This window comes from Bacillus massiliigorillae (genome assembly GCF_000380245.2).
GTDB lineage: Bacteria > Bacillota > Bacilli > Bacillales > DSM-1321 > Bacillus_AD > Bacillus_AD massiliigorillae.
On the sequence record NZ_HG428741.1, the window covers coordinates 2823568 to 2844123 of the forward strand.

Annotated in this window: 18 protein-coding genes and 2 pseudogenes; 3 read left to right on the forward strand and 17 right to left on the reverse strand. The window is 34.4% G+C overall.

Annotated elements, in window-relative coordinates; all coding sequences use genetic code 11:
* Positions 1 to 97 precede the first annotated feature (97 nt).
* The 12 genes and pseudogenes from TX86_RS13115 to TX86_RS13170 all read right to left on the reverse strand — a co-directional run bounded on the left by TX86_RS13115 (position 98) and on the right by TX86_RS13170 (position 13681).
* The gene (locus tag TX86_RS13115) at positions 98 to 1096 is read right to left on the reverse strand and encodes an inorganic phosphate transporter (protein ID WP_042349239.1); all 999 of its coding nucleotides are present in this window, start codon (positions 1094 to 1096) and stop codon (positions 98 to 100) included.
* Between the two features lie 14 nt (positions 1097 to 1110).
* Positions 1111 to 1731 carry a DUF47 domain-containing protein gene (locus TX86_RS13120; RefSeq protein WP_042349240.1) on the reverse strand — a complete coding sequence of 207 codons (621 nt, stop codon included), beginning with the start codon at positions 1729 to 1731 and terminating at the stop codon, positions 1111 to 1113.
* A 442-nt stretch (positions 1732 to 2173) separates the two neighbouring features.
* A complete protein-coding gene (locus tag TX86_RS13125) occupies positions 2174 to 3370 on the reverse strand; it encodes an acyl-CoA dehydrogenase family protein (protein WP_042349241.1) in 1197 nt (398 codons plus the stop codon).
* 16 nt (positions 3371 to 3386) lie between these two features.
* Positions 3387 to 4730, reverse strand: coding sequence for an LLM class flavin-dependent oxidoreductase (locus tag TX86_RS13130; protein WP_042349242.1), 1344 nt, complete (start codon positions 4728 to 4730; stop codon positions 3387 to 3389).
* Between the two features lie 16 nt (positions 4731 to 4746).
* Positions 4747 to 5595, reverse strand: a complete 849-nt coding sequence (locus tag TX86_RS13135; protein ID WP_042349243.1) for a MetQ/NlpA family ABC transporter substrate-binding protein — start codon at positions 5593 to 5595, stop codon at positions 4747 to 4749.
* A gap of 19 nt (positions 5596 to 5614) precedes the next feature.
* Positions 5615 to 6142, reverse strand: coding sequence for a GNAT family N-acetyltransferase (locus TX86_RS13140; protein ID WP_042349244.1), 528 nt, complete (start codon positions 6140 to 6142; stop codon positions 5615 to 5617).
* Between the two features lie 12 nt (positions 6143 to 6154).
* The gene (locus TX86_RS13145) at positions 6155 to 6805 is read right to left on the reverse strand and encodes a methionine ABC transporter permease (RefSeq protein WP_042349245.1); all 651 of its coding nucleotides are present in this window, start codon (positions 6803 to 6805) and stop codon (positions 6155 to 6157) included.
* A complete protein-coding gene (locus TX86_RS13150; RefSeq protein ID WP_042349246.1) occupies positions 6747 to 7841 on the reverse strand; it encodes a methionine ABC transporter ATP-binding protein in 1095 nt (364 codons plus the stop codon). The genes TX86_RS13145 and TX86_RS13150 overlap by 59 nt, the downstream gene beginning before the upstream one ends.
* 36 nt (positions 7842 to 7877) lie before the next feature.
* Positions 7878 to 8716 (reverse strand): annotated as a pseudogene (locus tag TX86_RS13155) (MetQ/NlpA family ABC transporter substrate-binding protein).
* Between the two features lie 359 nt (positions 8717 to 9075).
* Positions 9076 to 10083 (reverse strand): C40 family peptidase, encoded by a 1008-nt coding sequence (locus TX86_RS13160; protein WP_042349247.1) that lies wholly within the window; start codon positions 10081 to 10083, stop codon positions 9076 to 9078.
* A gap of 356 nt (positions 10084 to 10439) precedes the next feature.
* Positions 10440 to 11828, reverse strand: coding sequence for an amino acid permease (locus TX86_RS13165; protein WP_042349248.1), 1389 nt, complete (start codon positions 11826 to 11828; stop codon positions 10440 to 10442).
* 395 nt (positions 11829 to 12223) lie between these two features.
* Positions 12224 to 13681, reverse strand: coding sequence for a sigma-54 interaction domain-containing protein (locus tag TX86_RS13170; protein ID WP_052343660.1), 1458 nt, complete (start codon positions 13679 to 13681; stop codon positions 12224 to 12226).
* A gap of 276 nt (positions 13682 to 13957) precedes the next feature.
* Here TX86_RS13170 and TX86_RS26745 point away from each other — a divergent pair.
* Positions 13958 to 14065 (forward strand): annotated as a pseudogene (locus tag TX86_RS26745) (S26 family signal peptidase); the annotation flags it as partial.
* 186 nt (positions 14066 to 14251) lie between these two features.
* Here the strand turns inward: TX86_RS26745 and TX86_RS13175 are convergent.
* The 3 genes from TX86_RS13175 to TX86_RS13185 all read right to left on the reverse strand — a co-directional run bounded on the left by TX86_RS13175 (position 14252) and on the right by TX86_RS13185 (position 16343).
* A complete protein-coding gene (locus TX86_RS13175) occupies positions 14252 to 14899 on the reverse strand; it encodes a YczE/YyaS/YitT family protein (RefSeq protein WP_042349249.1) in 648 nt (215 codons plus the stop codon).
* Positions 14900 to 15052: 153 nt separating this feature from the next.
* Positions 15053 to 15280 (reverse strand): TIGR04104 family putative zinc finger protein, encoded by a 228-nt coding sequence (locus TX86_RS13180; protein ID WP_042349250.1) that lies wholly within the window; start codon positions 15278 to 15280, stop codon positions 15053 to 15055.
* Positions 15281 to 15449: 169 nt separating this feature from the next.
* Positions 15450 to 16343, reverse strand: coding sequence for an SPL family radical SAM protein (locus tag TX86_RS13185; RefSeq protein ID WP_042349251.1), 894 nt, complete (start codon positions 16341 to 16343; stop codon positions 15450 to 15452).
* A gap of 321 nt (positions 16344 to 16664) precedes the next feature.
* Here TX86_RS13185 and TX86_RS13190 point away from each other — a divergent pair, with 321 nt between their 5' ends.
* Positions 16665 to 17462 (forward strand): benzoate/H(+) symporter BenE family transporter, encoded by a 798-nt coding sequence (locus TX86_RS13190; RefSeq protein ID WP_052343661.1) that lies wholly within the window; start codon positions 16665 to 16667, stop codon positions 17460 to 17462.
* A 297-nt stretch (positions 17463 to 17759) separates the two neighbouring features.
* Here TX86_RS13190 and TX86_RS13195 read toward each other — a convergent pair whose 3' ends face one another.
* A complete protein-coding gene (locus tag TX86_RS13195) occupies positions 17760 to 19097 on the reverse strand; it encodes a hypothetical protein (RefSeq protein WP_042349252.1) in 1338 nt (445 codons plus the stop codon).
* Positions 19078 to 19620, reverse strand: coding sequence for an RNA polymerase sigma factor (locus tag TX86_RS13200; RefSeq protein WP_042349253.1), 543 nt, complete (start codon positions 19618 to 19620; stop codon positions 19078 to 19080). The genes TX86_RS13195 and TX86_RS13200 overlap by 20 nt, the downstream gene beginning before the upstream one ends.
* A 164-nt stretch (positions 19621 to 19784) precedes the next feature.
* On the opposite strand from TX86_RS13200, the gene TX86_RS13205 reads away from it, so the two are divergent.
* Positions 19785 to 20465 (forward strand): hypothetical protein, encoded by a 681-nt coding sequence (locus tag TX86_RS13205; RefSeq protein ID WP_042349254.1) that lies wholly within the window; start codon positions 19785 to 19787, stop codon positions 20463 to 20465.
* Positions 20466 to 20556: the final 91 nt, after the last annotated feature.

Genomic DNA, 20556 nt, shown 5'->3' on the forward strand with positions numbered 1-20556 from the left:
ACTAGTCATGATACTATTTTTTCCAACTTTGTTTAATTTATTTTCCATCTAAAAAAGCTTATAGAGAAACAATTGCTTCTCTACAAGCTCAAATTCATTAGAAAAATAGATTTAAAAGATAATACATCAAGGCTGCAATTGTTGCAGAAATCGGTAAAGTAATGACCCATGTAATCAACATACGTTGAGCAGTCCCCCACTTAACTCCTTTTAAACGGTGAGCTGAACCAACACCTAGAATAGAAGAAGATATTACGTGAGTTGTACTTACAGGTAAGCCAATCGCAGTTGCACCGAAGATTAAACTTGCCCCTGTTAAGTCAGCGGCCACGCCATTAACTGGACGTATTTTCATAATCTTTCCGCCAACAGTCTTAATGATTTTCCAACCACCAATTGATGTTCCTAGACCCATTGCTGTCGCACAGGCTAATTGAACCCATAATGGAATATCAGTAGACGTTGCATAACCATTAGCAATTAACGCCATTGTAATAATTCCCATGGCCTTTTGTGCATCATTCGTTCCATGAGTATAGGCTTGCAATGCAGCGGTAGCTATTTGGAAATAACGAAAACGCTGGTTGGTTTTTGATAAATTATTATTTTTAAAAACTACTTTAAAAATACTATAAATAATATAACCGAGTGTAAAGGCTAATAATGGAGATAGAATTAATGCAAGAATAATCTTTCCAAAGCCAGCGAATTTAATCGCATTTATTCCTGCTGCAGCGATAGCTGCACCCGCGATACTACCAATAATTGCATGCGAAGATGAACTTGGAATCCCGTAATACCAAGTGATTAAATTCCAAGCAATAGCTGAGATAAGTGCGGCTAGAATAACAAGTGAACCATTTTCTAGCGTGAAAGGGTCAACAATATCTTTCGTAATTGTTTTCGCAACTCCTGTGAAAGTCATTGCTCCAACAAAGTTCATTATTGCAGCCATAATAATAGCATGTCTAGGCTTTAATGCCTTTGTAGATACAGCCGTCGCAATTGCATTAGCTGTATCATGAAATCCATTTATAAAGTCAAATGCTAGAGCTCCAATGATGATGAGGATGGTTAGTATAAATAATGTATCCATTAATGCTTTGCTCCTTACGCATTCTTCATAATAATTGTTTCAAGCGTATTAGCTACAGCTTGGCAGTAATCAGCGATTTCTTCTAGATCTTCATATATTTCCTTATATTGAATAATACGAATTGGATCTTTCTCAACCGCAAATAAATTTTTAATACTTTGTCTGTGAATGCCGTCACAAATCGTTTCATACTCTTTGATTTTAATAGCATGATCACGAATTTTTAGCAATTTCTTTGATTCTAATAACTGAACCGCACGCTCAATTTCATATGTAGCATTACGTATATTTTCGGTTAATTTAATCATATAATCATCAGCATCAACAATTGAGTACATTTCAAAAAGAGCCGCACAATGTTCTAGGCCATCTAATACATCATCCATACTCATAGCAAGATGAAGAATATCTTCACGCTCAATTGGTGTAATAAATGCATTATTTAATTCACGGATTACTTCATGCACATAGATATCACCTTTATGTTCATACTCTTTCATTGATTCTGTGAAAGTTTTTAAATCACTTACATTACGCAATTTATAATCACAAAAGTAATCTGTTGCCTGCTTTAAGTTTTCCGAGATATTAAATAAAATTGTACTAAATTTATCCTTTTTCGGTTTAAATACCATATAAATGCCCTCTCAATCTTCTTACAAATTTAATCCTATAATTTTATTAGTATTATAATTATGCGGACTTTACAAGTCTACTCGTAAATAGTGAAATAATACAGTCTTACATTAAAAAATTTACAAAAAATTAATATTTGGCCTGTTGATTTTTTTACAAAACTAACTTTTAATTCCATTTTCTGTTTTTTTGAAATCTTCAAATGCTCATCACATACTCTTCACATGTTTTTTCACCGTTATTATAAACGAAGAGAAAGGCTCATCTCAATCGTTTTTTCCTCATCAAAAAGCATTTTAAAAAAAAGTACATAAATATATAAGGTAAGTTTATATATTTGATGTAACCTTCTTTCGAGGGCAAAAAAAGTAAAGGGGCGTCCAAAAAGTGATTGAGAATCACCGCTTGGACAGCCCCTTAAATTAAAGTCGAAGATTCATTTCAAATTACTTGGTGCTGTTTTTGCTCAGCTAACGCACTACTAGCAAGTTGTTCCATAATAAGATCATCCTGTGGTGGATTAAATAGACCACATTGTACATCACGAAATAATCGTTCAAGTTTCTGACCACGAGACAAACTGCGACCTCCTACAATTTTCATGGCTAATTGTGTAATCTTTATCGCATTATCACAAATAATATGTTTAACAAGACTTACATCATTTGAAAGACTATCTCGCAATGTGAAATCACGTTCAAAGCGATCTGCTAATGAGTACAACAAGCTACGTGAAGAATGGTAAAGTACTTCGATTTCACCAATCTTTTGTCTCACATGACTTGCCTGTGAAATATACTCCTGCAAACTATGAGAGTACGTTGTTTTAGCAAAATTCACAGCAATATCTCTAGCCACTCCTGCAATTCCTAAATATACAGCAGGAATTTCTAATGAATAAATGCGTCCGTCCGCTAAAAAACGGCTTGGTTTATTAGGATCATGCCTAACTAAGAGCGCACTTTCTGGAACAAAGGCATCCTTCATATCAATATCATGACTTCCTGTAGAACGCATTCCCATCGTATTCCACGTTTCAATTATGTTCACACCTTCATTCTTTGTTACAAGAAATTCAGCATTAATATCCTCATCCTCCACATACGCAATAATAGTAAAATGATTGAGAATCGGTGCTAGTGAAGCATAAGATTTACGCCCTGTTATGAGATAACCACCAGCTGTTTGCTTGGCAATCGTCGTTGGTCTACCACCACGTACTAAATTACCTACATTTCTCTCCGTATTGATGATATTGATGAGGTCACCATTATTCACCGCGTCTCTACACAACTTCTCAAAAACATCCTCCGGCCACGGTCTAGCTTCACGCACATTTAGAAATGTAAGCAGATGCCAGCCAACTGATAATGCCGTTGAACCATCCCCTCGCGCTAAACGCTCTTGTACAAGTAACATCTCATATAGAGAAATTTCGTCTCCTCCATATTGTTTTGGCACTGTTAATTTAAAGTAGCCTTGCTGCCTAAGAAATTCAAAGGTTTCAAAAGGAAATTGCCCCGTTTCATCATAATAGCCTGCTGTTTCTTCTATCTTAGCTGCCAACCGATCTCCATACGCTACAAGTTCTGCTTCTCGTTCATTTCGTACAAATAAATCATTATTAAATCGCGCCATTTTCTCTCCTTCTCTCTTATGCTTTCAAGCTATTTTTCTCAAATCGATTGACAGGTACCTTTAATCCAAGATGATCACGTAACGTATCTCCTTCATAATCCAAACGAAAGATGCCTCTTTCTTGCAAAATGGGTACAACTAAACGAACAAAGTCCTTTAAATCACCTGGTAATAGTGGGAATTGAATCATGAAACCGTCACAGCCTTTTTCTTCAAACCACTTTTGCATTTCATCTGCTACTTCTATTGCAGAACCTATAAAGCCATCCTCACGGCCTGGTCCGAAAAATCTTGCATACAGCTCGCCAACCGTTAAATCTTCTTTATCAATAATGCTTTTCATCTCATTAAAATGGCTTTGAATGCTATTCACAATTGGGAATTCTACTTCTCTTGCTGGCGTATTGAGGGAATACTTAGAAAAATCAACATTCCCCATATAACCAGATACGAATTTCAAGCTCTCATAAGGATCAACTAGCTTTTGTAATTCATAAAATTTCTCAAATGCAATTTCTCTCGTTTCTCCTACAATTGGCGAAATACCATGTAGAATATGCAATTCATCCTCACTTCTTCCATAGTCCTTCAATCGTGCTTTAAAGCTTTTATAATACGTTTTAGCAGTCTCAAGATTATCCCAATGTACAAAGACTGCCTCTGCTGTTCTAGCCGCTAATCTCTGTCCTGGCTCTGAAGCACCAGCTTGAATAATAACAGGCTGACCTTGCTTTGACCGAGCAATATTCAAAGGACCCTTCACTGAAAAATAATTACCTTTATAATTCATTTCATGCAATTTACTATGATCAAAGAACTCACCCGATTCTTTATCATAAAGAAATGCATCATCTTCCCACGAGTCCCATAATCCTTGCACAACATCAATAAATTCTTCCGCTCGCTCATAACGATGATCATGCTCCCAGTGTTGCTCTCGACTAAAGTTTTGTGCTGTTTCCCCAGTTGCATCCGCTGTCGTTACTAGGTTCCAGCCAGCTCGCCCTCCGCTTATATGATCTACTGAGGCAAATTGTCTTGCTAATACATATGGTTCACTATAGGTTGTTGATGCTGTTGCACCAATGCCGATTTTTTCAGTTGCACTTGCTAATGCTGTTATTAGAACAATCGGATCAAAACGATTAAGAATATGAGGGTGTGATTCCTTATTGATTGCCAAACTATCTGCAATAAAAGCAATATCAAATTTCCCCTTCTCTGCTATTTGCGCTAGCTCCTGCAATGCCTTCACATCAATACTTGCATCTGGTTTAGAATCAGGATGACGCCATGCTGATACATGCATCCCAGAACCTATTAAATAAGCCGCTAACTTTATTTGTCTCTCCTTTGTCATGATTTCTCCTCTTTCCTTAATTGTTATACGCCTCTTTATACGACCCTAACTCTTCTAGTGATAAAATAGTTGGAATATAGTTACCTTTAAATGTTTTTTCAATAAATTGTGCTGTTTCTTTTGATTGATAGATTTCCACTAACTTCTTTAAGGCCTTATTGTTTTGGTCTTCTTTTCTCACTGCAATAATATTGATATATGGCTTTGCAGTCTTACTTTCATGAATAACAGCATCTTTTAAGCCAAGACCAGCCCCTACGGCAATTCCGTTGTTAATAACTGAACCTGCTACATCGTCCATAACACGTGGTGTACTTGCACTATCAGTAGGTACAATTTTTATTTTCTTAGGATTGTCCTTTACTTTATCTTCGCCACCATTACCATCGAAACCATCCACAACAGTAATTAGCCCTGCTTCTTGTAATAGAAGCAATGCACGTCCCCAGTTGGATGCATCATTTGGTACTGCGATTTGTGATCCTTCTGGAAAATCTTCTACTTTCTTGTATTTGTTTGAATACAAACCAAGCGGTGCTATAATTGTCGTACCGATTGGAACTAAATCCTCTCCAGTCATTTCATTAAATTGATCTAAATAAGCAATATGTTGAAAAGCATTTGCATCAATGTCACCTGCTACTAAAGATTCATCTGGATTATATGCAGATGAATAGTTAACAACTTCAATTTTCAAGCCTTCCTCTGCAGCTTGTTCCTTAATAAAGTCCCATGTCTTTAACTCTGCTGATCGAACGCCCACTTTAATAATCTTTTCTTCTTTTTTGGCATCTGTTTCTTTACTTGCACATCCTGTCACAATAAGCGTAAACAGTAATAATAGTGGTAATAACAATTTTTTCATCGTCAGTCTCCTTTAAATGCTACTTTATCGACTCTTCCTTATTACTTTCTTGATAGAAAGCGGCATTTACAACTTTACGTAGCACATACACCGTATCATGCTCCAATTCAAGCAATTCCACCTTCTCATACCCACGTCTCTCATACATCGGTATTAACCATGGATGATGAATCGATGTTGCGAGGGTTAATTCTGGTGCTTTCAACGTATCTCTCACAATAGTTTCTTCTATATAAGTAAGCAGGCGATTGCCCACCCCTTGCTTCTTATAAGCTGGATCGACCGCAAACCACCATACATATGGATACTCGGCATCCTCACGCCAATGCCCCCAAGGATAAATTAAAGTGATGGTTGCAATTACGTTCTCATCTACTTCAGCAACATATGTCGCATGTTTATTAATATTTTCCTTCATCATCTCAAGAGTTGCTGTCGCTGCAGGAAATGGCAACCCAAGTTCCCGAATAGGTTCATACGCTCGGTGCGTTAAATCCAAAACTACTTCCGCATCTGCAAGTGTTGCAATTCGATATTGTTCTGTCATAATCCAAACTCCTTATACTCTTCTAAGTTTTCTTTCTAATATATTGCCTAACGTTTGAATGCCCTGTACAACTACAACAAGGATAATAACTGTAACAACAATTGTGATTGTTGAGAATCGTTGATAACCATAAGTTATGGCTAAGTCACCAAGCCCTCCACCACCAATTGCTCCAGCCATTGCCGTCGCTCCAATTAATCCGATTGTTGCAGTAGTGACACTTAAGACAAGTGAAGGAAACGCTTCTGGTATTAAGAACTTGAAAATAATTTGTAGCGGTGTAGCTCCCATCGCTTTAGCCGCCTCGATGATTCCCTCGTCTACTTCGAGCAATGAGTTCTCCACTAATCGTGATATATATGGTCCAATATGCAATACAAGAGGAACAATTGCCGCTGTCGTTCCAATCGATGTTCCTACAATTAATCTTGTAAATGGAATTATAGCTACTAACAAGATAATGAATGGAATCGAGCGAAAAATATTAACGATTGGATTTACAACAGAGAAAAGAATTCGATTCTCTAAAATATGTCCCTTCCTTGTCACAACCAATGTAACCCCTAGTAGAATTCCAATAATCGCTCCAAAGAAAAGCGAAATACTAACCATGTACAACGTTTCCCACAAAGCCTTCATAATCAGTTCGTTGCTTACTTCCATTTCCCGTTACCCCCTTATCAGTTATTTCATTAATGGTGACATTTTGTGCTTCAATATATTTATACGCTCGTGCTATTTCTATCTCGCTCCCACTAATTTCGACAATCAAATTACCGAATGGAATGCCTTGTAACTCTGTAATATTTCCAAAGAGAATATTGATTTCTACATCAAACTCTTTCGCTGCACTCGAAACAATTGGTTGACTTGAACTAACGCCTAAGAAATCAATTTTATAAATTCGACTTTGGCGTTTGTCATCTTCTAATAGGTGAATGATGCTTTCAGGCACTTCATCTCTAATGACCGAATGAACAAAGTTACGAGCTGTTTCAGTTTGTGGATTTGAGAATATATTAAATACACTTCCTGATTCAATCACTCGCCCGCCTTCCATCACAGCTACTCGGTTACAGATTTGCTTAATCACTTCCATCTCATGTGTAATTATAAGAATCGTAATTTTATATTCTTCATTAACCCGCTTCAACAAGTCCAATATTGACTTTGTTGTTTGTGGATCAAGCGCAGATGTTGCTTCATCACATAGTAGAATGGATGGGTTCGTGACCAAGGCACGAGCGATGCCGACACGTTGCTTTTGCCCCCCAGAAAGCTGATCTGGATAACTATTGGCCTTATCTTCTAAACCAACGAAGCGAAGCAATTGATTCACACGGTTTTCAATCTCAATTTTCTTGACCTTCCCTAACCTTAATGGCATTGCTACATTTTCAAAAACAGTCTTAGAATTAAGTAAATTAAAATGCTGAAAAATCATACCAATCTTTTTTTTCGCTTCTCGAAGATGCTTCTCTGATAGCTTTGCTAAATTCCGTCCTTCAATTAACACTTCACCTGCAGTTGGATATTCTAATAAATTAACTGTTCGGATTAATGTACTTTTCCCTGCTCCACTAAAACCAATGACACCAAAGATATCTCCACGTTCTACCGTTAATTGAATATCTTTTAACGCTTCAATCTGTTTACCAGCACTATTGAATACCTTTGAAACATTTTGAAATTCAATCATGTTCATCCTCCTATCCTATGTTTGATTGATTTTTAATTAAAAAGCAGGAACAACAGCTCCTTCATATTTCTCTTCAATAAACTGCTTCACGTCTGGTGTTGTTAACGCCTTCGCTAGCTTTTGAATACTTTCATCTTCTTTATTATCTGGACGAGCAACTAATATATTAACGTATGGTGAATCCTTCCCTTCAATGATTAAGGCATCTTTAAGTGGTTGAAAACCACCTTCTAATGCATAATTTGTATTTATAGCTGAGGCATCAACATCATCTAATGAACGAACAAGAACGGCTCCCTCCACTGCAATAAATTCTAGTTTTTTTTCATTTTTTGTTATGTCTTCAACTGTATAATCTGATTTTGAGGTCTTCAGTTCGATAATCCCATTTGCTGCAAACAACTGTAACGCTCTAGAGAAGTTAACAGGATCTTTTGGTACAGAAATTTTTGCTCCTACAGGTAAATCTTTAATGTTCTTAATTTTTTCGAATAAACCCCAAACGGCTCAATATGAACACCCGTTACACTTACAAGATTTTGATTACTATCTTTATTCCATTGATTAAGATACGGAGTGTGTTGAAAGAAGTTAGCATCTAATTCTTTATCTGCCGTTAATTGGTTTGTTTGAATACTATCTTGTGTAATTGTAATGTCGAGCTTAACTCCTTCTTGTTCTAGCTTCGGTGCAATAAATTCTAATATCTCTGCATGTGGTGTTGATGAAGCACTAATTTTCAATGTCACTTCTTTCGATTCGCCTTTTTTACTATCTTTATTTTCTGAAGCTGTTTCTTCTGATTTTCCACAACCGCCAAGCACCACCAATGCAAGAGCTAATAATGCCCCTAGTATCCATTTACCTTTTTTCATTTTCCCCACTCCTTCTTAATAATTATTTATTATATAATTCTCATTAGAATACTTGGTTTTAGTTCCAAAAAAATATTTCTATTCCAAAACCTAAGTGTTTTTTCAATAATTGAAATTTTTATCTACTTTACTCTCAATATAACTATGAGTCAATATATTTTTGAAAAATTATTTTGTGATTCATTTTTTCGAAATCCAACGATTATTCCCTTCAATATTTAACAATTCATACGAAAGAAGGTAACTAGAATACGTCGTCATTCAACGACGTATTCTAGTCACCTTCTTTTCATCTATTATTCTATTGGTCAAAACTAGTGGTCGAATTCTAGCATTTGACAAACAATCAAACTGGCTTCTTAGCGAGCATTCATACCATTAAAAATAGCTGCAGAGAAGTCTGCTCTTGAAGCCGATTGGTTTGGCAGATATTTGTCTGTTTTAAAGCCTTGTGTTTTATCAATTTCGTACATGATTGTAATAGCGTCGAAGAATGTATTATTTGGACCTACATCACTATAGATTGGGTCACTACTAGAGCTCACAATATTCTGCTGCTTTAATTTAAAAGTATTCTTTACAATAGCAGCCATTTGCGCTCTTGTCATAACATCATTTGGTTTGAACGTTCCATCTTGAAAACCATTAATAATACCTAATTCTTTAATAGCTGCAATATCTTTAGCAAATGTATTGTTTGGAGATACATCTATAAAAGATCCATTAGTCGCTGCCGTATGCTTTAATACACGATTAATAATTGCTGCCGCTTGCCCTCTAGTTACATTGGTGTTTGGACGAAAAGTTCCATCTTGAAATCCTGATATTACACCTTGTGAAGTTAATTTATTAATAGCTTCATAAGCATAATGATTCTTTTCTATATCAGGAAAAGCAGAGGATGTCTGAGAGCTGTCTGCATTTAGAACACGCTTTGCACCTGTGTACTTTGGTTTCCAATATGTATTATCTAAACTTGCTATCACAACACCACTATTCGTTGCAGAAATAAACTTATTATCTCCTACGAATATACCTGCATGTGATATTCCAGGCTTGTATGTACCAGAGAAGAAAACTAAATCTCCTATTTGTAAATCCTTTTGATCAACATTTACACCAGATTTATTGTATTGATCTTCAGCGGTACGAGGAAGTGAAATTCCAACCTGATTAAAAACATAAATTAAATAACCCGAGCAGTCGAATCCTTCTGGTGTGTTCCCTCCAAACAAATAAGGAACACCTAAATATTTGTTCGCAATGTTCACAACATCATTACCAGTATACGTTGCTGCATGACCTTTAGCAGGAATTAGCGAAAATGCTAGAACTACCGCCAATAATAGAGATAAAAATCGTTTCAATAAAGTCCACCTACCTTATAGTATAAAATTCGGTTTATTTCGACTTTGCGGATTATAATTCTATTCTAACAAAACCTATCAATTCAGAATATTACGATTCTATTACAAAACAGGTAACTCTCTCTATTTTTATCCCATTTTTCATCCAACATGTGATACGAAAAGGTTATTTCATGATTATATGAGTCATAAAAAAATACTAGATATATTGAAAAAACAGGAAGCATTTTTCAATATACTAGGTATGAAAGCGGATTTTTCTAAAAATGAAAGACAAAAAAAAAGCGTTCTAAAAGTGTTTTGCAAGCACTTTTAGAACGCCTCTGTTTTATTATTATTAAATAATCTACAATCTATTAACCAACCTTTTTCTGAAGACTTCCATTTGCCTTATCATGTTTACGAACAAAAAGGAAATATGAAAGAACCGTACAAACTGCTAGACCTGAAGTTAAATAGAACTGCATACGCATTGAATCAATAAAAGCTTGTGCAATGAAGATTCCGCCAATTACAACGATCGTTGCATAAGATAAAAATGGGAATAACCACATTTTCACTTTGAGTCCTGCTGGATTTGTTTTCTCCATTCTTCTACGTAAAATAATTTGTGAAACTGCTACGACAATATACATAAGCAAAGATACACCGCCTGAAGCATTTGCTAGAAAACTAAATACGCCATTTGGAGAAATAAATTTGAACATTGTGAAAATATACGCTACGATTAAGCTTAAAATTAGTGCAGCAATTGGTGCACCTTTTTTATTTACTTTGGATAAAATCTTAGGAGCATGACCTTTTAATGAAAGTGAATAGACCATGCGAGAAGCTGTATATAATCCTGAGTTTAATACAGACATTAAAGAAACAAATACAACTAGGTTCATCACTGTAGCTGCTGCAGGTAAACCAGCAATATCGAATACGCTTGCATAAGGAGTTGCAAGAAGCTTCTCATCATCTTGAGGAATAATCATAACTAAGATGGATACTGACCCAACAAAGAAGAGAAGAAGACGCCATACTACAGCATTTATAGCTCTAATAATATTTTTCTCTGGGTTTTCGGATTCACCAGCCGCAATCGCAGCTACTTCACTACCTGAAAGAGAAAATGTAATAAAAATAACACTTAATAACACTGGGAAAAATCCTTGTGAGAAGAATCCTCCATTATCTTTTATTACTGAAAATCCTTGAGGCTCATAGCCAGGAATAATACCAGCTATCATAGCTACACCTACACATAAGAACGCAATAATCGCTACTACTTTAATAGTCGCTAGCCAATATTCGAATTCTCCATACGCTTTAACAGAAAAGATATTTGTTAACAACATCAATAATGGGAAAACAATACTCGCTACCCAAACAGGGATAGATGGAAACCACATATTAACCATCTGACCTAAAAGTGTTGCTTCGATTGCAACAATAATTACCCAGTTAAACCAGTATAACCAACCAATCATATATCCAGCCCAAGGACCAATTGCGTTATTAGCATATGTTGAAAACGATCCGCTATCTGGATTAATAACCGCCATTTCACCAAGCATACGCATCACAAGAACTACGATTAATCCTGCAAGTAAGTATGATAGAAGTGCCGCCGGTCCAGTTTGCAAGATAATGTTACCGCTTCCAACAAATAGCCCAGCTCCGATTACTCCTCCAATCGATATCATTGTGACATGCCTTGTTTTTAAATTCTTTTGTAATTCAGTATTTTGAACTGCCAAATAAATCACCTTCCTAATAAGTTCTAAGTTGTTTACACTTCCTTTATTTTCTCCATTACCCCTTTTTTTCTATTTCTTACATACAATAACTATTGCAAGAAGCGTGCCAACCTGAAAGTGAACAAATTATTACAATTTTCAGCTAATTTTGCACAAGATGATTCGTTTTTGCATCAAAAACAAAATAAACCGAATCAAAAATGAATTGTTTGATTCATTTTTAACTCGATTTGTTTAGATTTTATTTCATCATATTAATTTAAATTTACTACATTCTAAAAATTTATCTTTTTTTATTTTAATAAGCAAAAACGAGATTGAATTGAAAAAGAGCTAGAATGGTAAAAAAAAATGTAAAAGGGCGTACGAAAAGTGATTAAAAATCGCTTTTCGTACTAACCCCTCACTTTAATGTTATATTTTTGACACTTTCTGCTAATCGTACTTTGGCTAGAATTTAGAATTTTCGCAACTTTCCTTGTAGAACCAAGTTCATTCATATAATGTGATAGAATTTCCTTCTCTACAAGCTGCAATCTTTCCTCTAAACTTAGATTCGGATGATCAATTATATTTTTGTATAATTTCTGCTCCTCTTGCAGTACTTCCTGTTCTGCTTCTACTACCCTATTCTCATTAGAATGTTTTACATGTAATGCTTTATCAATAAGCGTACCTTCTGTCGTAACAACTAATCGTTCTAAAGTATTTTCTAGTTCTCGAATATTACCAGGCCAATCATATTCTACTAGTTCTTCTAATACGTGTGGAGCGAGTACTTTCATAGAACCATATTTTTTATTTATACGATCCAATAATGAAAAAATTAATTCAATTAATTCATCTCTTCTTTCGCGAAGTGGCGGAACTTTAATCGGAACAACTGCTAAACGATAATATAAGTCTTGACGAAAATCTCCATTTTCCACCATTTCTTTTAGATCTCTATTCGTTGCAGCAATTATGCGAATATCCACTTCTTTATATGTTCTACCACCAATTTTCATAAATGATTTACTTTGAATCACTTGAAGTAATTTAACTTGAAGATCTAAGGATAATTCACCAATTTCATCTAAAAACAACGTACCTTTATGCGCTAATTCAATCAAGCCTTTTTTCCCTGTCGGTAGCCCTCCAGAAAACGCCCCAGGTTCATATCCAAATAATTCCGATTCAAATAAACTCGCAGGAATCGCACCACAGTTGATTTCAACAAATTTCCCTTCCGAACGTCCGCTTTCACCGTGTATCCATTTAGCAATTTCTGTTTTCCCAACACCAGATTCTCCTAATAATAGAACCGTAGAGTTTACTTTCGATACCCTTGTTAGCAATTCCATTATTTGAATCATCACAGGACTCTTGGCTACAATTTTACTGCCATAAAGCACTTCAGTCTTACGTTGTGTAGCCATGCGGTCATTATATATTTCAACTAAGCGTTCCATTTCTTTCATTTTATCTCGTAAAGAAAGAACTTCCGAAATGTCCATTGAATTAGAAATAATTAATTTCAATTCTCCATCCTCATCAAACACAGGTGTTGATGTAATATGACGTCGCTCACCGTTAGCCATTAATTGAATGATTTGAACAGTCTTTTTCTCCTCTATAACTTGGACAGTTGCTGAAGGATTAAAAATTCCTTGGTTAACTAAATCTCGTACATTTCTTCCGACTATCTCACTTTTGGGCAAACCCATATTATCCACACCTACTTGATTGACTTTAAGACATACACCATTACCATCTGTTACAAAAATCTCGAATTGTGAACATTGAAAAATTGTCTCCAGATCATTCACTTGCTTTTGTAACATTTTAACCTGTTCCATTGGTTTCATATTCATGTTGCACCCCTATTTCTCCCAAACCTCAAAAACATATCCAACTCCAAATAGAACATTTTCGTCTACTATTTCGCTGTTTTATACATAAATTCAATATTTTCCCTAATTCAATCAGCCTATATCAAACAGCTCTTCTAAAACCCGTTAACTAGATGTTACTTCTATGTAAATAGTATACGAGACTTTTTTCCTTTTTTACAGAAAAGCACTCAACAAATACAAATAATACCAAAAATAAGACATTTTGTCGAAAATGGTAGAACGTTTCTTAAGAGTCTTTTCGTATTAGGAGACAATCGACAAGTCAGTAAAGATAGCCGGATATTCGGATTTATTTCTATGATCCCTGTCATTGGAAAGTTGAATTTTGTTTCTATCCACTAAAAGACTTAGGACATATTTGGTATATTTAAGGAAAAATAACCCTTCTTTTCTTAGATAACTGTTCACTTCTTATTTTCATTCAAATAAAAAACAGCCACACGGCCAATAGCCTAGTGTGGCTGTTTTAAACTTAGACACTGTAAAAAGTATATTTTTCAAACGACATTCTTCCTATGAGAGTATACTTTAAGATTTACTTTTACCTCGTATCTGCAATGTCGTCCAAAGATTTTCGTGCACAATCGCAGTTGCCTCAAAAGAAAATAAGCGAAACACTAGCTGTACACAGAACCCCAATAAAATAGCTGTCATAACCGTTCCAATTCCAAGAGGACCACCTAATAGCCAACCCGCCGTCGCTGCTGAGCATTCAAGTATTCCACGACTCATACCAATAGAAAGACCTGTGCGCCTACGAATTGCTACCATAAGTGAATCACGAGGTCCCGCACCAAACCCAGAACTAATATAAAAATAGCTTCCAAAGGCTGTGATGAAAAGCCCTAGAAAAAGCAAGACAAACCCACTTATAATTCCTGTTCCAAATGGTATTACACCGGTAGATAAAATTACATCCATAAAAATACCGATAAACGCCATGTTTGCTAAAGTGCCTACTCCGATAATTTCCTTTAATAAAAGTATGATAATAACAATTACTACACTTACAAGAACGGTTGCTTCCCCAATAGTCAAAGGCATTAGATTGGTCAATCCAGATTGGAAAAGCTCCCACGGACCATAGCCTAAATTACTATTCATCACACAAACTGATCCAAGAGCAAATAAGAATAAACCGAACATTAACCTTAATAGCCGCAGCCATTTACTCATTTCCAACCCTCCCCATATTTGTAGAATTATACATCGTGTAAAGCGGTAGAACAAGTGGGGTTTTATATATTATGAATATTACGATAAATTTAGTTATCTATTGTTTATGTTTGTTGTCTTTGCTTCTTAGCTACAACTTCCTTTCTCACCAAATTAGATGAGTGGCTCATCTTTATTACTAAGTTTAACAAAACGCTTTGGCACGAGTATAAGTATAATAATTAACGGGATTAACCACCCAACTGTCAACCAATTTTTAGTGTCTCTTGATAAATATTGTTTCTTACCACACTTTGCACAAACTCGACCATTTTTAGAAACTCCAATTCTCCAAATCTCTTTTGTTGACCATTTATAGTTACAGTTTTGACAAGAAGTCATGTCTATTCATCCCCTTCGTAATGAATTTGTCCAATTACAACCTTGTTATATTTTGCTCCAAAATTCTCAATTCTTTTCGATTGTAACAAAAGAAAATTAGAATAATAGATATACTCACCCAAAAATCCAAATATATCTAAACCAATTAAATTTTACATTACATTCAATATTAATCAAATAAGGAAAGCTGTACACCTTCCGCTTGCTTCAGCTTCTCTTTCATTGGTTTTGAGTAACTGCTATTGAGATGATATTTACGTTTCAGTTCATTGACCATTACGTATAATTTATCCTTGTACTCTTTACTCGCACTACCTTTTTTATAAAGAGCTTGTAAAGGTTCATATAAATGTGGATACTCTTCTTTAATAAAAGCAAAAAATACTGATCTTGTATTTCCCCGCAAATAAAGTGTTCCAGGAAGAACATAATCCACTTTTGCATCTTGTGCATAAGCATACAGTGAATCTACATTCTCATAACCATCTGTTAAATATGGAATAATAGGCATGAAATGTAGACCTGTAGATGCATTTGTTTTTGACACTTCCTTTAACATTGCAAATCTTTTTAGCGATGCTACTCCCTTAGGCTCAATCTTCCTACGAACATCCTCATCCATACAAGTAATCGTTGCTGCCACATTAACATATGTAATATTAGCTAACTCTTCAATTAAATCGTAATCTCTTAATATCAAATCTGATTTAGTAGAGATAATACAAGGCGTTCGGTATTTAATGAGCAATCTTAGAATTTCTGGCATTAACTTATACTGCGCTTCTATTGGCTGATAGCTATCCGTTACTCCTCCAATATTAACTACTTCTTTTGTCCAAGATGGGCTACTAAGTTGCATTTCTAACTGTTCAACAACATTTGTCTTAACATAAATATCGTCAAAATATGAATCAGAGCTTAGATGCTTATGTGAATAGATGGCATAGCAATACTTACAGCCATGCTCACAACCACGATATATGTTCAAATCCCAAGAATACGGAACTTTGCGCTTTAATTTGTTACAAGCTATAGTACAAGTTACCTCTTTATATGTAGTCATTGTTATTCCCCCTAATAGCTTCGAATCTATTAAAATGACTGAAACAATAAAAGGTAATCCTATTAAAATGGACTACCTAGATTTTTAAGCAAATTATTACATTTTAGTTGATATTCCTCTAAAGCAACTGCCTTATAAATTATCTTAACATATTATCTGAGTATTGAAGAACAGTAATATTTTTTTAAAAGAATAAATCATGGTAAAAAAATGGTGTTTCGTAAGATGTTGTTATGCTATCATCGAAACAAAGAATTCACGTGAGGTGAAAAATAAGAACAAAGTCATATCAAAAAAAGAAACTTAAGGAAGGGTTGCTTTGTGTCAAAAAATTTTAAACAGTCCTTTTCTGTAGGAATGTTAAAAGAGGATTTTTCAGTCTCATCAGTAGTTGTTGGCTTAATAGCCACGATGGTTTCTTACGCTGGGCCCTTAGTTATTGTTTTTCAAGCTGCAAAAATAGCACATTTAAATGATTCTCACTTATCTTCTTGGATATGGGCAATCTCATTAGGTAGTGGAATAACGTGTATATTATTAAGTATTTGGTTTAAAGCTCCCATAATAACAGCTTGGTCTACACCAGGAGTGGTTTTACTAGTTTCAAGTTGGTCTACTTATTCCTATTCTGATGCCATAGGAGCATTTATTTTTTCTGCTATCATAATTATACTTTTAGGGACTACTGGAATCTTCGAAAAAATCATGAACCGAATACCCTATTCAATAACTACAGCTATGCTTGCAGGAATTCTTCTTAGTTTTGGAGTGGATGTTTTTACATCTTTGAAAAGTTTCCCCGTTTTGGTATTACCAATGATATTATGCTATTTACTATTTAAAAGATTTTCTCCTAGATATACAGTTGTTATCACTTTAGTTATTGGATTATTAATAGCTTATTTTACTGGGAATCTAAAAAGTGAAACGCTTGAAATATCCCTTGTTAATCCTATCTTTACAATACCTACATTCTCTTTTGATGCTTTGATTGGAATTGGTATCCCTCTTTGTATTGTAACGTTGGCTTCCCAAAATGCTCCCGGAATTGGAGTCCTAAGAGCAGATTTTAGGAATTGGAGCTGCTTTTTGGGGATTAATAGCTGGCATTCTGACTAATTCTATATTCCAAATGAAGCTTAACATTTTCTCTAAAAAAACAAAAGAATCAATGGTTGAGACAAGTAAATCAAAAAGAGGCTAATCTATAGATGGAGCATCATCAAAAAAAGTCCATTGCTCCTGTACTCCTGTAGTAGGTGTCAAGAGAAGACAAGAGTATTAAGCAAGAAACACAGTGACCAACAAAAAATTGTTAGAGTACACTGGATTGGATAAATAAAAAAACGGCTGTTCGAAAAGAGATTTTCAATTCCTTTTCGAACAGCTTTTTTACCCTTTATTCTTAATCAGACTTTACCGTACATCTATCTCATTACTATCGACAACGACGGATTTCACCTTAGATACATCAAAAGGTAATGATGAAATCACCTTCAGCTTCACTTTATTATTTTCACTATAACTCACAAATGAATCTAATTCTCGTACCGAACCATCTTTCATTTTAATCTTTACTGATGGATGACTTGAATCACTATCATCGCCATTCCCTGTTAAAGTTACACCAAACGGTGAGATTATCATACTTGTAGAAGTCCAAGTTCCAAAGTCTCTTCTAAACTGCATTTTCTTTTCGTCTTTAATAGGTTGTATTTTGAAAGTTGTGCTCCAGTTCCCTTCTGTATGGATAGCATTAGCTACAAAGTCACCCATTAATTTTTGCTTACTAATATCTACATTCTTCATATCAAAAATATATTCTTCCATTTCACTTCCATATTCTAATTGACCTGTCTCACCAATTCCAAATGAAATATTAGTAGGTAACACTTTATTACCTAATGAATCAGCTAAATAAAAGTAACCGTGATTGTCTAGATTTTTCCCTTTCCATTTTGCTTGAACATGAAGCTGATTATCAATGAAACCTATATTGGAGATGTGCATGAAATTAATATTTGGTAGTAAAACCTCATTTTCAAACGGTTGTAAGATTTTTGTTTTCCCATTTTCATATAACGTCTTATATGAATTTCCCCCTCCACCAGATGAATAATCTTCATCTAAAAAGATAGTTTGAGGTATATTTTGTTGAATATCTGTTAAATTCGTATTCACTTTCACTTCATTGAATGTTTTTTTATGACTTAGGAAAGAGCGAATTTCAAATTTTACTTTTTGATTATTTAAAAACTCTCCTCCATTAGCTTGAATTCTAAATGTTGCCTTTTTGGCTTCCTTATCATAATCTACTAATTCACTATTCAGTATTGTAGCGCCTGTTAATGAATAACTATCAAATAGATCTACTGTTTCATCCAGTCTATCACCTGTTATATCCTCCAGAGTTACATAAATTAATGCCATGTCTTCATCCGTCATCGCTGCAACTACTTCCATTTTCATTCCAACATCTTCACTACTTTGCTCAATTGGTTGTAACATTAATGCCATTTTGGGGCTGACAATAGATAATAATTGATTAAAGCTAGGAAAATATGCTGCACTTACACCCACTGAGCAAACTAGCATGACTATAATAATAGAAGTAATGGGAATAACTCTCTTTATATACAAAGAACGCTTTGGTCTTTGTAACTCTCGTAGTACTGCATGGTTCATATTATATTCTGGTGTATGAACTGTATTTAATGCCTTCTTTATTATTAATTCATCTTGATCCATATTCATTTTCACCCTCCATTCTCACGTAATATTCGTCGTTTTCCTTTAATACCGTTGCTAGCTTTTTCTTTGCTCGTTCAAATCTTTTTCGTAATGTAGATGCGGGAATATGATAAATCTCTTCTAATTCCGCATAACTTTTTTCATCTATTACCCGACTAAATACTAACGCTCTGTCTTGAGGAGAAAGTGTAGAAAGTGCGTCTTTTAAATCTTCATTCATAAATGTCGAATCATGCTCTTTATATGAATGTCTAAAGAAGAGTAATTTCTTCTTTCTTAGTGAGTCAATACAAGTGGTATAGGCAATCCGATAAAGCCAAGCTGATAATGATGTTCCTTTTTTAAAGTGTTTTCTTTTCTTGTAAGCTTTTATAAATGTTATTTGTACGACATCTTGAGCTTCATAGTAGTCACATAAAATATTATGGCAATATCTTAAAAGCGAGTGTCCATATAGCTCTATCGCTTTATTTAGCTCTTTTTCTCCTCCAGAAGTAAAAGTATGATTTAAATTATCTTGCTCCACATCGCCCCTCCTTTCTTATTAAACAATTTTCACCCTTATAACGTATGCACAACGCCTTTTGTGACATAAACAGAATATTTTTTGAAATTCTCTTAAATTAAACACATTATTTTTTCACAAGTAATTGAGATAATTACAACTATTACTATGAAAGCGGAAGTAACATGAAAAATAATATCCTTCTACTCAGTACAATAGTATTTCTTGTATCCTTTAGCTCAATATTCTTTTATCTAAATAAAGACATAATCAAATTTAAACAAAAAGTAACTGAACTTGGTTATATTTATCCCTTTGAAGAAGAAACTCAATTTGTGGATGTAAAAATTCAAAAATCAACTCTAATTATCAATCTCTCATTAAATGACTCTTTCGCCGAACATGATGTATTAAAGCAATATTTATTACTAGAATATTTTTCATATGAATTAAGTCATGTACTGTTGAATAATAAAGTGAAAGATTCTATACAAATTTCTGACATTAAAATATTCGGAAAAGCAAATTCAAACAAATACAAATTAATTAGGACTTCTCATAATCAAACTAGTTTTTTTGATTCAGAAAGCCTTTTTTTCGTTAATAATAAGCAAACATATTCTTCTACTTTATTAATAAAAGAATTGGAACAATACGAAAGGATGATGATCTTAAGTGATGAAGAAAAAAAAATCTTACAATACGGTAAGAACATGTATAATACATTAACATTAAACGGTTCTTATTATTATCCTAAAAAAGATCATGCTATTGTTTCCGAGCTTATTCTCAATAAGTGCAACATTACCAAAGATGAACTTAAGCAAATTTATTGGAAAGATTTATACAATACGATAACTAATTAGTCATTTACGATAAAAAAACAAAAAGCATGTTTTGATGAAATATTCATCGAAACATGCTTTTATAATTTTATTTTTCTATTCTCTAACTTGC